This window comes from Bacteroidota bacterium (assembly GCA_019637975.1).
In the GTDB taxonomy this organism is placed as follows: domain Bacteria; phylum Bacteroidota; class Ignavibacteria; order UBA10030; family UBA6906; genus CAADGV01.
This window is the reverse complement of the sequence record JAHBUR010000004.1, coordinates 72,487-87,702: the sequence shown is the minus strand read 5'-3', so window position 1 is coordinate 87,702 and position 15,216 is coordinate 72,487. Positions and strand designations below refer to the sequence as shown.

The 15,216-nt window shown below is 49.7% G+C and carries 13 protein-coding genes; 9 read left to right on the top strand and 4 right to left on the bottom strand.

Annotated features, from left to right (window positions below; all coding sequences use genetic code 11):
* Positions 1 to 105 precede the first annotated feature (105 nt).
* Positions 106 to 306 carry a hypothetical protein gene (locus KF749_03050; GenBank protein MBX2990126.1) on the top strand — a complete coding sequence of 67 codons (201 nt, stop codon included), beginning with the start codon at positions 106 to 108 and terminating at the stop codon, positions 304 to 306.
* Positions 307 to 309: 3 nt separating this feature from the next.
* On the opposite strand, the gene KF749_03045 is transcribed toward KF749_03050, so the two are convergent.
* Positions 310 to 1,956: a toll/interleukin-1 receptor domain-containing protein gene (locus tag KF749_03045; protein ID MBX2990125.1), complete on the bottom strand. Its 1,647-nt coding sequence runs from the start codon at positions 1,954 to 1,956 to the stop codon at positions 310 to 312.
* 8 nt (positions 1,957 to 1,964) lie between these two features.
* Positions 1,965 to 3,128, bottom strand: a complete 1,164-nt coding sequence (locus tag KF749_03040; protein MBX2990124.1) for a tetratricopeptide repeat protein — start codon at positions 3,126 to 3,128, stop codon at positions 1,965 to 1,967.
* A gap of 242 nt (positions 3,129 to 3,370) precedes the next feature.
* On the opposite strand from KF749_03040, the gene KF749_03035 reads away from it, so the two are divergent.
* The 5 genes from KF749_03035 to KF749_03015 all read left to right on the top strand — a co-directional run bounded on the left by KF749_03035 (position 3,371) and on the right by KF749_03015 (position 8,267).
* Entirely contained in the window at positions 3,371 to 4,501 is a 1,131-nt protein-coding gene (locus tag KF749_03035) for a mandelate racemase/muconate lactonizing enzyme family protein (protein MBX2990123.1), read from the top strand.
* Between the two features lie 447 nt (positions 4,502 to 4,948).
* The gene (locus tag KF749_03030; protein MBX2990122.1) at positions 4,949 to 5,512 is read left to right on the top strand and encodes an RNA polymerase sigma factor; all 564 of its coding nucleotides are present in this window, start codon (positions 4,949 to 4,951) and stop codon (positions 5,510 to 5,512) included.
* 1 nt (position 5,513) lies between these two features.
* On the top strand, positions 5,514 to 5,969 hold the full coding sequence (locus tag KF749_03025) for a hypothetical protein (protein MBX2990121.1): 456 nt from the start codon (positions 5,514 to 5,516) through the stop codon (positions 5,967 to 5,969).
* A gap of 106 nt (positions 5,970 to 6,075) precedes the next feature.
* A complete protein-coding gene (locus tag KF749_03020; protein MBX2990120.1) occupies positions 6,076 to 7,746 on the top strand; it encodes a serine hydrolase in 1,671 nt (556 codons plus the stop codon).
* Positions 7,747 to 7,853: 107 nt separating this feature from the next.
* Positions 7,854 to 8,267 (top strand): DUF3052 family protein, encoded by a 414-nt coding sequence (locus KF749_03015; protein MBX2990119.1) that lies wholly within the window; start codon positions 7,854 to 7,856, stop codon positions 8,265 to 8,267.
* Positions 8,268 to 8,423: 156 nt separating this feature from the next.
* Here the strand turns inward: KF749_03015 and KF749_03010 are convergent, their stop codons facing one another.
* Both KF749_03010 and KF749_03005 read right to left on the bottom strand, forming a co-directional pair.
* Positions 8,424 to 9,842, bottom strand: a complete 1,419-nt coding sequence (locus tag KF749_03010; GenBank protein MBX2990118.1) for a hypothetical protein — start codon at positions 9,840 to 9,842, stop codon at positions 8,424 to 8,426.
* Positions 9,843 to 9,944: 102 nt separating this feature from the next.
* A complete protein-coding gene (locus KF749_03005; GenBank protein MBX2990117.1) occupies positions 9,945 to 11,579 on the bottom strand; it encodes a hypothetical protein in 1,635 nt (544 codons plus the stop codon).
* A 239-nt stretch (positions 11,580 to 11,818) separates the two neighbouring features.
* On the opposite strand from KF749_03005, the gene KF749_03000 reads away from it, so the two are divergent.
* The 3 genes from KF749_03000 (at position 11,819) to KF749_02990 (ending at position 14,858) form a co-directional block, all read left to right on the top strand.
* Entirely contained in the window at positions 11,819 to 12,871 is a 1,053-nt protein-coding gene (locus KF749_03000) for a histidine kinase (protein ID MBX2990116.1), read from the top strand.
* Complete coding sequence (locus KF749_02995) at positions 12,864 to 13,556, top strand: response regulator transcription factor (protein MBX2990115.1); 693 nt, start codon at positions 12,864 to 12,866, stop codon at positions 13,554 to 13,556. Before KF749_03000 ends, KF749_02995 begins: the two co-directional genes overlap by 8 nt.
* A gap of 324 nt (positions 13,557 to 13,880) precedes the next feature.
* The gene (locus KF749_02990) at positions 13,881 to 14,858 is read left to right on the top strand and encodes a hypothetical protein (protein MBX2990114.1); all 978 of its coding nucleotides are present in this window, start codon (positions 13,881 to 13,883) and stop codon (positions 14,856 to 14,858) included.
* Positions 14,859 to 15,216 lie beyond the last annotated feature (358 nt).

Genomic DNA, 15,216 nt, shown 5'->3' with positions numbered 1-15,216 from the left:
CAAGCTTCTTCCGTTTATGGACAACTTGACAACACGACAAATATGTCGTATGTTCTTCTTGCCCGCCGGAAGTAACATATTCAGTCCACTGTTGTTTGTACCGGTATGTTTCACGCACCATACGGCGGGCACTCTCCGCGTCAATCGAAGGTGTTGCAATACTGGGCCGTGTTTCTCGATGAAAGGAAGCAACCGGTCGCGCTCTTTGAACAATATGATGTTGCAGTGTTGTTCAAGGAGATGATGATCGGAAGGGAATGCAGCATAAAAGCCTACGCGTTCAGGCCCGAAGGTGATCGTTCGTAACGATCATTTGTGCAGGTTCTGTGTGATGACCCCGATGAAATCCGGGTTCTGGTTGATGTCGATGTAATTGATTCCATTGTATGCCTCGGGCACGGCCTTGAAGGAGAAGGCAAGGGCCTGTATCGACAGCAACTTCTCGACCCAGCGCTTCATGGCGCAGTCCAGTTCATTCCGGCAGTGATTCTTGCCATAATAATCCTCCGAGATAACAGGAACGAAGCACTTCGTATCGACAATGGCCCACATATACTTGGCAGTGAACGCTTCACCGACGCCGATGCTGTTCTGGTCAAAGAAAATGTTCAGCCTGTCGCCATTCGGTTTCCGGAAGGCAGCCAACGGTTCATACACATTCTTCTTCACCCATTCTGTTTGTGAATGGGAATAGCTGATGAAGACGTCGTATTTTTGCGATCCCTCTACTACTCCGGTTACGAAAAACTTGTAGGTGAATCTCAAGGAGAGAAGTACGGCTGCCAGCATCGCTGCAAGGGTTTGTCCAACGGGAATGACGTTGCCTGAGCCCAACAGGATAAATCCGAACAGTGCCAACAGTGCGACACCTGCCGTGAAAGCGAGGATCGCAATAACAGCCGGCTTTGTTTGGAGAGCCTTGACATATTTAAACAGCAAGGCAAAAATCAGCACGCTGAAAAAAGAGAAGAACAGCAATTGCCCGACTATTGCGTAGCGGTTCTCCACCGGCAGTTTCAGACGCGTACTTCCTTCCAGGTTGTCGCTTAGCGCCCACGTAACAATGTACGGTCCCGGCACTTTACGGCTACCGACCGTCACAATATCATTTTCAGCATCGCCGACAACAATGATCTTGTTTGACAGGTTGACACGGCCATCTGTTGCTTGCGAATCTTTCAGACGACCTGTTTCCTGCGAGTCCGGAACAAAGGTGTATGTGATTCTCTGCATCTCCTCCATTGAGCCAAATGGAATAATCGAACCTTCCCGCTTAGGCTCATGTCTCCGGTGTCTTGAATCCCCAAGATCCGTCGCAACCCTTCGGGCGAGTGATTCAATCCATACAGTATCAAACATGGCCGATGGAAGGTGGATATCATTCTCATACGTGGCCATATCCCCTTCATTGCGGGGATAGATATAGGTATGATACCGTCCGCTTCCCGGTTGCTGTCCGTCGGAACCCGCAAGGTAGGCGTTGTAGATTTCGATAGCGTGTTTCTCCTCGATCTCACCGAAATCGATTTGTGTGAGATCCGCTTCCTCGTGTCCTGCCCTAATATTGTACGACGCGTACACCGGTACCCTCAGGTCTTTCAGTTTGTCCAGAGCGGACTTGAGGTTCTCCAGTTCCGTAGTGTCTCTGCTGAACCAGATATCCAGAACCACGCCGGCGGGACTGTTGTTCGAGCGGCTTTCCCGTGCAACGGTATTCAGGAACTGCACGACGCGTTGCCGGAAAAGCCGGAACGCCTCTCCTTCACTGCCGGTCGCAGGCTTTTCCAAATTCACCAACACAAGCTTGTTGTTGACGATCTCGCCGGATTCACCCGCCGTATTGGCTTTGTGTACCAGCCACGTATCCATCCATTTCCAGTTAATCAGCCCGATTACAACCACAACGGTCAGCAGGTACGCGATCAGGTAAATTGCAAGGCGTTTGAGCGTAAGCATAGGGGCAATCAGCGGCAATCTTTTTCAGACTTCGTGTAATACACAGTACTCTTGCCCTCATCTCCGGCCACATCGTATGCCCATCCCAGGAATGCATAGACTTCCACCAGATCTTCGCAGAGCAGATGCACGGTTTCGCCATCATCCTCTTGCCGGGCAAAGGTGAGGTCATCCTCCTGCATCTCCAGTTCCTCAAGCAGAAGCTGAATCGAGTTCTCCAACAGAGCGCTCCCTTCCTGTTCATCTTTCGCGTTGCCGGTACTCAGCAGAGCCTCGGCAAGCGACAAAGCGGATTCGAGCGTGCTCATATCGTCGGAACCGTATTCAGTCTCAAAATATTGCATTGCGTATCGAAAGGCCGGAACTGCATCAAGAGGCCTCTCCATTTCCATGAACAATTCTCCCAACCCCAAATAATCCTCCGCCAGTTCATCGGGCGCAGCGTCATCGGAGAGTTCCTGTTGCAACGCGGCGATCGCTTCCTGGTAGTTGCTATATTCAACAGCGGCATTGCTCGAAGTAAAGGCGCCTTGACCGGCCGACTGTACAACGGAATTGGATTTGGACAACTCGTCTCCATGCCGCTTGGGTTTCAGCGTTGCACCCTGAATGTGGATAGGAACCTTGTCGATGATCTGTATGCTTCCCTCTTCGGTACTGATAACGGCTTTCTTGGATTTCCCGTCTGAATAGTCTGTGAAGGTAAACCTGGTTCCCTTGCTGGCAGCCGTTGTTCCTTTTTCGTTCGTGTTTCTATAGTTGTAGCCGACTGCTTTATGGACGGTATTGGCAATCTGGGCGCCGAGGCCTTTGGTGACGTGGTTTTCGCCTTTGGCGGTGAACTCGATTGTATATTGCATCGCCTTTCCCTGAATGGTGGACTTGACCACCTGTGTTCCTCCGGGGCTTTTCAATTGAATGATGGTATTGGGAGGAATGGTCAGACGCGTGCCCGACACGTAGCGATCACCAACCGCAGCTTCTGTTTTGTTGCCCGCATTCCCGGGCGGCAAAACCGTCACCCGGGCACTGCGAACCGTCTTTCCCTGGAACGCCAGTCCGGTTACCTCGCTGTGTTTTTGGGCCATAAGAGGCTGAAGACCGGAAGAAACGAGAAGAACCACGGCACTAACAAGAGCGGCCGCGAATCGATACAAACAGAAGTTTTTCATGGGGGACTTCATATTTGAGTGGCAAATGATTTCGCCAAATGTACTCGATTGCATGCTGAAATCCAAACCGAGGCAAGAATACGCGGAATGAACAGGCTTACAGCATGGCGTAGACTCACACCAACGCACAACACGTTCGTCGAGGCGGTCGCCCCCTCTCCTTCAATCTATTATGATCTGAAATTCGTATCTTTTTGGTGTTGTCTTTTCCTAAATGATTTTCGTTTTTCCAGGAGATTGAAATGCGCATAACTGAAATTTCTGTCTTCCGTGTCGAACTTCCCCTGCATGAAGGGAGCTATAACTGGTCTGGCGGGAACACGGTTGCAGTCTTTGATACAACCATCGTCGCCGTCAAGACAGATGCCGGGATCACCGGGTACGGCGAGATATGTCCTCTTGGTCCTGCGTACCTCCCGGCCTATGCCAGCGGCGCGCGCACCGGCATTGCGGAACTGGCGCCACGCCTGATTGGGATGGATCCCACACAGCTTGGACTCATCAATCGGAGCATGGACGAGGCAATGCGCGGCCACCCTTACGTCAAGTCAGCTCTCGATATGGCTTGCTGGGATATTCTGGGCAAGGCGAGTGGACAATCGGTTGCTACGCTTTTAGGGGGAACGTACGGAAAAGACTTTGCGCTGTATCGTGCGATTTCGCAGGATACACCGACGGCGATGGCTGCGAGTATCGCCAAGTACCGTTCCGAGGGTTATTCCAAGTTTCAACTCAAGGTTGGCGGAGACCCGGTGACGGACATCGAACGCATCCGCGCGTGCGCGCAGCAACTCGAAACGGGCAACGTGTTGATCGCCGATGCGAATACCGGATGGAGGCAGCACGAAGCGATCCGGGTTGCAGATGCCGTGCGTGATGTGGATGTGTATATCGAGCAACCCTGCATGAGCTATGAGGAATGTCTGGCGGTTCGTCGTCATACGAATCGACCGTTTGTGCTGGATGAAGTCATTGACGACCTGCGAATGGTAGTGCGCCTCGTCAACGACCAGGCAGCAGATGTGGTAAACCTGAAGATCTCGAAAGTGGGCGGGCTCACCAAAGCGAGGCAGATTCGTGACCTGTGCATATCACTGGGTATTGCCATGACCATCGAAGACACGTGGGGCGGCGACATTGTGACGGCCGCGATCGCAGCACTGGCACACAGCACACCACCTGAGTTTCTCTTTTCGTCAACAGATTTCAACAGTTACGTGACCGTGAGTATTGCTGAAGGTGCGCCGCAACGAAATAACGGACGTCTGGCCGCCTCAACACAACCCGGACTCGGCGTCAGGCCGAGGATGGAAGTATTAGGCCGACCAGTCTTCACCGCGAACAATGATCCGACAATCACCCGCCATTCGTAAGGACGCACGGCTGTGTGTCCCTACGGTAAGCGACAACAATGTCGTACACTCGGTTAACCAGTCCGGAACTCACCTAAACCAAACAGGGAAAACCAGAATGTACTTCATGCCCTACGGTGGGGTCTCACCCCGCGAACCAAAGGTAATGCAATACTGGGCTGTCTTTGTGAAGGATGAGAAGAAGCCTTTTGCGATCTTTCGAAACCACGATGCAGCCGTCTTGTTCAAGGAGATGATGACGGATGGCCGGTGTACGATCAGACCCTATGCCTTCCGACCGGAGCCTATTAGTGGCGCATAAGAGCCCCTGAAATGCCTTCGTAAGTGATGGGTTACAATTTCTCCACTTGCAGCCCTGACTTTCTCATTCAGTTCTCACCCGTTCCCAAAGGGTGCAACCTTTTTCCCCTTTCGTGATTATACTACCATATGGAAGAACATCCTGTCTTGAATGAAGAGAAACTGCTTAAGGAGATCGAGAATGATCCTCACAAATTTGGTGAGATATATGAGGCATTCTACAAAAACATATTCGGGTATGCGTTCAGAAGAACCACGAACTATGACGCAGCCAAAGATATTGCAGCGGAGACGTTTCTCAAGGCGTACGTCGGCATCGGGAAGTTCACGTGGCGCAATATCTCTGTCCTGCACTGGCTCTACAGGATCGCAACAAATGAAATCAACAAGTACTTTAACAGCCGCTCGTATAAGCCGGGTGCCATTGGCAGGATACACGAGGAGTACGGGATTGATATAACGGATTATTCAAATGCGGAGAACGAAAGAATCCTGCTTGAGGAGGAGATGGAAAAGCACAAGGAGTTTTCCAGAGTCAACGCCCTTGTCAAGCAACTCGATACGAAATACCAGGAAGTCATATCGTTACGATTTCATGAACATAAGTCGATCAAGGAAATTGCAGTCATCCTCGGCAAAAGAGAAGGAACCGTCAAGTCACTTCTCTCTCGCGGGATTGACAAGTTGAAAGAAACCATTGAAGGATCATGATATGAAGAACGAAGACGTTGATTCAATGCTCGGCAACGTGGATGTGCCTCACCCCGAGAATATACAACACCAACAGGAATTGAAAATCCCGCTGCTTCGTTACAAACGATCGTCCAAGGCGGGATTATGGCTCCTCGTTCTGCCGATCATCGTCGTACTCACATCCATACTGAAGCGGGAACTGGCAATATCCTCGCCGTTTCTTAATGGCATCGGAAGCATCTTTCGCGCTATTGACGGGAATCCGATTCTTACGTTTTTGATTCCTCTCGTTGTTCTCGGGCTCCCTTGCGCCGCCATCGTGATCAACCTGTTGGCATTCTCTCACTTCACGCTTGTGAGGGAACGAAGGGAACTCCTCATCACCTTCAAATACCGCCCGGTAAACATCGCCATCTTCTTGTTGTCGTTTGCGATACTCGTCTTCGTCTTCATGCCGGATGCGTTGACGTTTTGAGCTTTGAGCCCGGGCCTGCAACTGTGTGATGGGAAGAATATCGAGAATCAACCGGTACTATAATTCAGCTTCTTTTCTCGGAACGAAAATCAAGTATGGACACCACATGCAAAATCCACTGATCATGCGCGCCGTCGCAATTGTTCTTGCCTTTGTCCTCACCTTCTCTCTGGCGAGTGCGCAACAGAAGGATCTCCGGCAGCTGAGCAATACATTCGACAAGATATTGTCGGAACAATTCAAGCCTCACGAGCCGGGCGCGACTGTACTGGTTGCCCGAGACGGTCAGATCGTATACAAGAAAGCCTTCGGCATGGCCAACCTGGAGCTACACGCACCCATGCAGGTGGATAATGTTTTCTGGATTGCCTCAATTGGTAAACAATTCACTGCGGTGGCGATATTGCAGCTGATGGAACAGGGCAAGTTGAATTTGCAGGACGAGATCACCAAGTTTATCCCCGATTATCCCACACAGGGAAAGAGAATCACCATAGAGCATTTGCTGACACATACATCGGGTATTCATAATTTTTCAGGTATGAAAGACCCCGACAAAAAGCTGGCATTGGACTGCACACCGAACGAAGTAATTGACTTCTTCAAGAACTTGCCTATGCGTTTTGCCCCGGGTACAAAATGGGAATACAGTAATTCAGGCTATTTCTTACTTGGCTATATCATCGAAACAATTACGGGCAAACCCTATGCTGAATACCTTGAAGAAAACTTCTTCAAGCCGCTTGGTATGACGAATTCATCATACGCGAATGACACACGAATCATTAAGAACAGAGTTGATGCCTATACTTACGGTGATAATGGTTTTGAAAACTCCAAACCTCGGAACATTACCCACGTTTACTCGGCAGGTGCGATACAATCCACTGTAGAGGATTTGTTTAAGTGGCACCAAGCCGTGCATACAAATAGATTGCTAAAAAAAGAAAACCTTGACAAAGCCTTTACAAGCTATAGACTGGCAGATGGAAAAGAAACGGAGTATGGCTATGGCTGGCGTTTAGGTTACGTCTATGATAGCCCTTCCCTTTGGCATGGCGGTCTCATCGCTGGTTTTGGAACGATGGAACTCTATTTGCCTGAAGAAGATGTTTTTGTAACCGTCTTTTCCAATTGTGACTGCAATTATCCCAAGGATATTACCTTCAGGCTGGCAGCCCTTGCCGCTGGAAATTCTTCCGAGTACAAGGAAATAGCATTGGAGAATTCAAAGTTACAAGAATACACAGGTCTTTATGAAAACGACAAAGCTCAGCAACGAATCATTACCGTGTCTGATGATCAGTTGTATTCTCAATTAGGCAGAGGCCCGAAGTCTAACTTGAAAGCATATCAAAAAGATCTGTTTTTCTTTGGTGACAATGCCATGCAAACGATAGAATTTCTAAGAAATACAAAAGGAACAATTGAACGATTGCTCACTAAGAAACTGGACCGCAATGAGGTGTGGAAGAAAACCAATAAACCTCTGCCGCCCGAAACCGGAATAACAGTGGATGGAAAGATATTAGAAACCTATGTGGGTGAATATGAAATTCCATCCGTGTTCACTTTTGCGGTCACCAAAGAGGAAAACAGACTTTTCTTGCAAGGAACAGGGCAGGACAAAATTGAAATGTTTGCCGACACAGAAACAACATTCTTTCTCAAAGTTAATGATGCGCGGATTGAATTTGTCAGAAACGATTCTGGTAACGTAACGAAGGCAATCCTGAATCAAAGTGGACGAACGGCTGATGCGAGGAAGACAAAATAGTGCGACCCCAACATTGAACCTTGGAACAATTCAGCCCGGGCACTGACTACTAGGCCAGTGCCTCAACGAAGTCTGGTTGACGTTTCACAATGACAGGATTTCATTCTATGATTGCATCAGGATACTCAGGAACTCCGTTGGCAAAGAAGCTCGGCATCAAGCAAGAGTACAGGATAAAGTTGGTGAATCAACCTGATTACTATTTTAGACTCTTCAGCGATTGGCCGGCGGGCACACAAGAACTCACTGACGGGAAGTCCAAGAAAGACTTCATACATTACTTCACAACGAGTGCTTCTCAGCTTGACAAGGACATGAGGCAACTGAGAAAAGAGATTGTGGAGAATGGCATGATTTGGATCTCATGGCCAAAGAAAGCAGCAAAAGTTGAAACCGATGTAAACGAGAACATTGTCCGGGAAATAGCACTCAAGAATGGGTTGGTAGATGTAAAAGTCTGCTCTATAGATGCAACCTGGTCGGGACTGAAACTTGTGATACGACTAAAGGACAGGAAGTGAATGGCCATTATGACGACAAGGAGGATGGATATTTCATATCCCACCTGCAAGTTGCGGCTTCTTGCCGCGTTCAAAGCGGCGTATGCTCGGATGGAAGATAGTCCACGCTTGGATTTATTGCTTCCGCAATCGTCCCCACCGCGCATTGACCGAGAGTCATTTATAATGGCGTACGATGCCTGAAAAATCGTTTGCCTTCTCAAGGGTAGAGACATAATTGGTCGTGAAAAACCAGTCATTGAAAAACCCTGACAGATCCACGTTACTCACCTCGCTTGCCAAGTTCGCAAACGCTTTCGTCGTACTGGCCGAACCGGAGTAGCGCTGGTATAATTCTCTGACAATCCTGTGGAATTTTGATTCGCCGACAATTTCGTACAACACTCGAAACGCAATCATGCCTAAGGAATACGCATGGTCGGTCATGGCCTTAGCTCCGAAATCACACATCGGCGTCATTCTGAGTTCTTTGTCGGTGGAGAGTTTCTTCTTGAAATGATCTAAATACCACGCGGTGACATAGTCAAGATAAGCGCGATGTTCGAGCTTCTCTATTGTGAGGTATTCAACAAAGGAAGCCAACCCTTCTTCCCAGCGAGGAGAGATTTCGTTGAGCTTGACATTCCAGAGATGAGATAGCTCGTGATACATCTGTCGCAGTTCCGTTGAATCATTGAAAGCAGCTGCAGTTTGCAGTATTGAACTCACATCGGCCTGGGAGCCGTAGCCATTAGGAATTTCTATGATTGAAAAACTCTGAAAATCACGGAGCGGCCCCCACCACGATGAGAACAAGGCGATTGTCCGTTTCATGTACCGCAGTACCATTGTGGCACCGACTGAATCTTTTTCCAAGTAACAGACCTTCATCTTCCCATCGCTAAGCTCTCTGTACTTCGCAATGGCCACATCCATTCGCCAGGCTTTCTTGAGATTGGTAAACATAAATGTCGATTGTCCGTTCCGGTCTTCCCGCGAAACGAATGCCCCACCGTTCACTGCTACTAATGAGTCGGGGATGGTAACGCGAATCCTGTAGTCGAAACTCTGTCTTGGAAATCTCCGATTGGTCGCGGCAGAAGGATAGCCAAGTTCCGGATATGCTTTGCAGTCGGGACGAAGAATGGTAAACTGTGGACTGATGTTATCCCTGACGTAGAGCATGCCGGTTTCCTCATATCCGTGGAGGATGCCTTCATATATGAGAGTGATGCTCGTCGTCTCCTGAGGTAACAGACTTTGCTTCAGTCTCACACGGACAACGTTGACATGCATTGTATTCCAATCCTCAAACGGTTGTATGTGCTGCGTGAAGGACAACGACACGGAATGGTCTCCAGTGACTGAGGTTACACGCAGCAGTCTATACAGAAGGATCGGTATTTCAACCACTTCTGTTTCTGAGAGGTTCTTGACACTCATTTGGCAAGAAGCGCTCAGCAGAGGTGTGTCATAATCAAGCGTGATGTCCCATGTGTAGTGTGTTATCGTGAGCGACGTGTTCTCACCGGTGCCTGCATGGCATAGTGGAGTAGTCGAAAGCAGAAGGAATATGAGAAGGATGCTCTTGAACATAACTCACCTCATGGTTCTATCGACTGGAATCAAGTACCGGCTTTGGTGTTCGCATCTGATTCTATGGCGTGTCCGATATTGTACGTCAGCGTTGTGCCGCGGTTACTTCACCAAGACTTTCACATCAGGGTAGCCCATGAGTTTCAACACGAAGTAGTTGACTGCTGCTTCGCCTGGATCTTTGGAAAAACAGACTAGTTCGGCATACCTCGGCACACCGGCCTTGCTCAGAATATCCCAGATGTCCTTTGCTGCTTTGGGTGTGCCATCCGGGTTCAGCAGATCCGTGTAGGGAACGTGAACAAGTTTGCCGTCCGGCGCCTTGGCGGGCACATCCTTGCCCGAAGCGATCAGCACTTTGGGATAGACACCCGAAGTACTCTTCACGTCCGTGATGAGAATGCCGTTCTGAAGATGTACTGTGTAGGCCCCGGATGCAGCAGAGGCGTCTTGTGCCTTTTTCTCGCTTCCGGTTGCCGTATCCTTCTCCACGGGAAATCCGCGTGCCGCCCATTTCTCCATTGAGTCGGTGAAGACAGAAATTTTCTTGTGGCCCAACTTTTCCAGCAAGACGAATGCGAGAGCCGCGTCTTTAGTCAATCCCGCCCCCGAAAATACCAGCGCTTCAAATGATGCGTTAACGCCTGCCCGGCCAAGGGTTTCTCCAAGCGTGCGCGGAGTGTTGATATTGGTTCTGAACACGTCAGCAGGGACGTTGATTGCGAACGGCACATGCGACTTTTGGAACGCCTCCACCGGTCGCACATCCACGATACTGACCTTTGAAATCCCGTACATCCTGAACATCTTGCCACCCCAACTCTGCAACCAGCTTGCTTCCCGCATCAGGTATGGTGCGGCATAGGTCCAAAAGGGGAGATCGCGTTCGTCGGCAATCCATTCGAGCTGCGAGCCCGGATACAGCTTCACGTGCGGATAGTCAAGCAGGAACTTCAGTGCAAAATAGGGGACACTCGCGGCGATGCCGCCTCCGCAATGCGAGTAGATATGCTGCTTGGGACTGATGCCGAAGTACGTGAGCATCTTCTCTATTTCGCTGGCGGACTTGAACGTCTTGTCGGTATTGAAGAAATCGGCGGCGGGCAGCATGATGGAATGGGGGATGTGGCCGGGTTTGCTGAAGAATTGCGTGCCGCCGAAATGCCAGCCGGGATCGAGCGCATCCAGCAGAACATTGCCGCGGGTGTCTCCCGCGGCGCCGAGGAATTCCGGCAGGTCGCATCGTACTTCTTCATTGATCTTCGTAATCGTGAAGGAACCGTTGTTCGGAAGCTGTGCCGGTTCGCTCGTCACCGGCAGCCCTGCCTCTTGCCACTTGGAGAGTCCGCCGTTCAGGACGAAAATATCTTCCGCTGGAAATCCGTATTGCTCGAGGAAGAAGAAAAGTCGTGTGGCCAGGAACGTACCACCCTGATCGTACACGACAATTTTCCTGTCCCGACTGATACCCCATGACTGAAAGCGCCTTTCGATCTCGGCGACGGGCAGTTCATGAACGCCATACGTGAAGATGTCGAAGTGTATCGCCCCGGGAATATGTTTATGCTTGTAGATGTGGGAAGGCGAAGCATCGAGCAATACCAAGACGGTATTCTTGCGGTTTGTTTCAAGCCAGCCGGCGGTGACGAGGCTGGATTCAGTCCCTACCGCCGCCAATGACCGCCCCGTGAGAAATATTCCGGCAACAAGGAAGCAGAGTCGCGCCATGTTCAGCATGTTGTAGTCCTTTCGAATTTTTTGTTTGTTGTGATGTGTCGCGGCATTTTGTGAACAGTCCGCGCGACACATCCTGAAAGGCAGCTGGGAATCGTGCCCGGTACAGGATACGGCATTCCGCCGGTTTTTTGATTGACCTCTCCGGGTATTCTGTAGATAAAGAAGGGCATTCCGTAGACTGCACTCTGACAAAAGAACGGGATTTTAGCGATCTTGTGACAACACCTGCACCGCATGAAATGATAATGCCAATCGACAAAGAACGGGTACGGTTCTATCTTTGGGTTGCCCTTGCGTATGTTGCATTGGGCGTAGTGGTTGACGTGGGAACCTTCGGGGGACACTTTCCGGCCAGGGTGCTGAATAATTTCTGGCGGGGATGCTTTATTCTCGTCATCAATTACCTCTTCTACGAGTACACCCTCGCATTCATCCGCCGGAGGAATCGCCTTGTGTTCAAAATCCCCCTGTTCCTGATTGCAGTGTGGCTCCAGTTGATGCTGTACTCATTCGGTGTGTATGCCTGGAGATCTATCGGAATACGACTGCACCTCTACGTCGAGTTGAGGACATTCGATTCAATAATGGAGGGAGTCAGCTACGGCTTCCCCTTTGCTTTCCTGTCGCTGATCATTTTCGGTACTGCGCGGCATTTCTTTGAGCACAACAAGCTGAAACATGCCGCGCAGCAACTCCGCATCGAAAAACAACAGGCCGAACTGAACTACCTCAAGTCACAAACCAACCCCCACTTTCTCTTCAACACGCTGAACAATATCTACTCGTTGGCGAAAGACAAGTCCGACCTGACTGCCGAATCCATCGTACGTCTGTCCAAGATATTGCGCTACATGCTCTATGAAACCAAGGGGGAGTTTGTGCCGGTAGAGCATGAAGTGAAGATCATCAATGACTACATCGCCCTTGAACAATTGCGCTACGATGATTCATTGCATGTCAGTTTCAGTCATGACGTGGAGGATGTGAAGCAGGCCCTGCCGCCGTTGTTGCTGATTCCTCTCGTGGAGAATGCGTTCAAGCACGGTGTCTCGGAAACCCGGAATCATCCGTTTGTTGATATACATCTCTCTGTGAATCAGCGGCGGCTCACGTTCGTGGTGAAAAACTCTCTTGAGGGTTCTTCGCAGAAACCGGAGGTGAACGAACGGATCGGCCTCTCAAACCTCAGACGCCAACTGGAATTGTTGTACAGCGAATTCGATCTTTCTGTGCATCAGAACGAATCGTCCTTTACCGCAACACTCACCATCAACCTTGCGACCCATGTCTAAGTTGAAATGCATCATCGTAGAAGACGAGCCGTTGGCGGTCAAAATCCTGGCGGAGTACATCTCGCAGGTGCCGTTCCTCGAACTGCAGGGAACGTTCAAGGATGCGATCTACGCAAACGAGTACCTGCAGGAGAATCCCGTCGATGTGATGTTCCTGGATATTCATCTGCCAAAGCTGAAGGGGTTCGCCTTCCTGAGAGCCCTCAAACACCCGCCGCTCGTCATTGTCACGACTGCGTATCACCAATATGCCGTGGAGGGGTTCAATCTGAACGTCACGGATTACTTGCTGAAGCCGTTCGATTTTGAACGGTTCCTTGTTGCTGCCAACAAAGCGAGAACAGCGTTGCGGGAAAGGCTGCGACCTGAAGCTGCCCTCGAAACAAAAGAACATCTGTTCGTGAATGTGAAAAACAAGAAGGTGAAAATCCTCTTCCCGGAAATCGTCTACATCGAAAGTCAGCGGGAATACGTCAAGATTGTTACTGCAAAAAACGAATACGTTACCAAGATGAGTACGCATGAAATCGAACGCCTGTTGCCAGCGGGTCTCTTCAAACGCATTCACCGTTCTTTCATTGTTTCGATCGGTAAGATTGATTCCTATACGGCTGAAAAAGTGGAAGTGAACGGAATATCCATTCCCATCGGCAAAGGCTACCGGGGACTTCTCGACAATCTGTAATAGCTGCAATCTCCGTTGCTATGGAGGTGAGTCCACTGCGACCCGGGGAAATAACTTGAAAATCTCACCTGCTTTTCCTATCGTTTAGCAGGGATTTTTGTCTCCCCTACCGTCCGCATTACCAGGTATGCGGACAACAATATCTACAAGTGTTACCCATCTCGAAGACAGGGCGAGGTGCCGTACGTTGAGAGCGTACATATGTTCATTGTGACCGTGCATTATGCGGTCGTTGATTTGGCACAAAAGACCTGATACATGTAGGATGCTCACTGTTCATTCAAGAAAACCGCATACACCTGCCCTGATGGAGTATGTACTGTCATGACGATGAAGAGAGTCAAACTCAAGCGAGTGTTGTTGTCATTTGTCGGGACCAATGATGCCGGGAAACTAAAAGGGGATTCCGATGGCGCGATCCTTACCATTTTCAAGAAGAGACAATTTGAAGAAGTACACCTCATTTGGAACACTAGCGAGGCAAAGAACCTTTCATTTGAACATATCGCGAAATATGTCAGAGATGAGATCGTCAACCGAGGCCATTGTGACACAGTCAAGCTCCACCGTTTTGACTGTGATGATGTGACCGACCACAACGAGATTTATCCGAAGCTTCTTGCTTTCTGTAATTCCTTGGGGCCGGCTGAAAGCAAGAAGTTCACCGCCGCAATAGCTTCCGGCACACCTGCGATGCAAGTATGCTGGATATTGATGGCGGAGTCGGGGGACTTTCCTTTGGAGCTTATCCGCAGTAATGAACCACGATTCGGCAAGGCTCCCGTAACACCGATCCGACTTGGAACGGGGTTACCACGGATCATCAGGCTTGAGCAGGAGAACGAGTTTCTTAAGAAGGAAAAGCTCGATCTTGTTCCGGAATTGAAAATAGAAGTGTCAAAAGGAAGGGTGCTTGTCGGCGGTATAGAGATTCGTTTCTCCCCCATAGAGTTCTCTTACTACCGCTATTTTGCCGAGCGGGACCGCAATGCTCAAGAGTTCGAGCGCTTTTCAGGAATTGCAGTTCCCCGCCATTTCTTGGAGAAGGTCGTGACCTTCCACCGCGAGAGCTTTCCGGAATCTGAGTTGTTCCGTGACAAGCTTGAACGCATGCTATCGGCAAGAAATGATCTCAGCGTCGGGACTTTCCGGGCCAACATTGTGAAGTTGAACACGAAGATCAAAAATGCTCTAAAGAACCCGGCACTACAGAAACTCTTGATGGTCACGACCGAAGGAAAACGGCACGCTCTCTTCTATGGATTACAGATGCCGTCGCACAAGATTAGAATCACCAAGTGAGTCCTGCGAACATTGCCACAACATTGTCGCAATCTGCGGGTTCAGCTCGTGCATTATCTTGGATTGGCAAGCTAACTATGTACAACAACAAGGGGAGCCAATCCCATGAAAGTAAAGAACATCAACGGCACAAGCCAAAATACCTGCAAATGCGGAAGTTGGTTGGCGCACTGGAAGAATTACGGCGGCCAATCACTTCCAGCCTACTGTCCCGAGCAAACGTGCACAAGGAAACCCGAAGTTGGTGCACACGTGCAAAAGGATGGTTCAACCGATAATAGTTGGTATATTATTCCGTTGTGCCAGAAGCACAATGCAGAGACCGGAATGTCGTTGACCGTGAGTGACTCGATAGCCC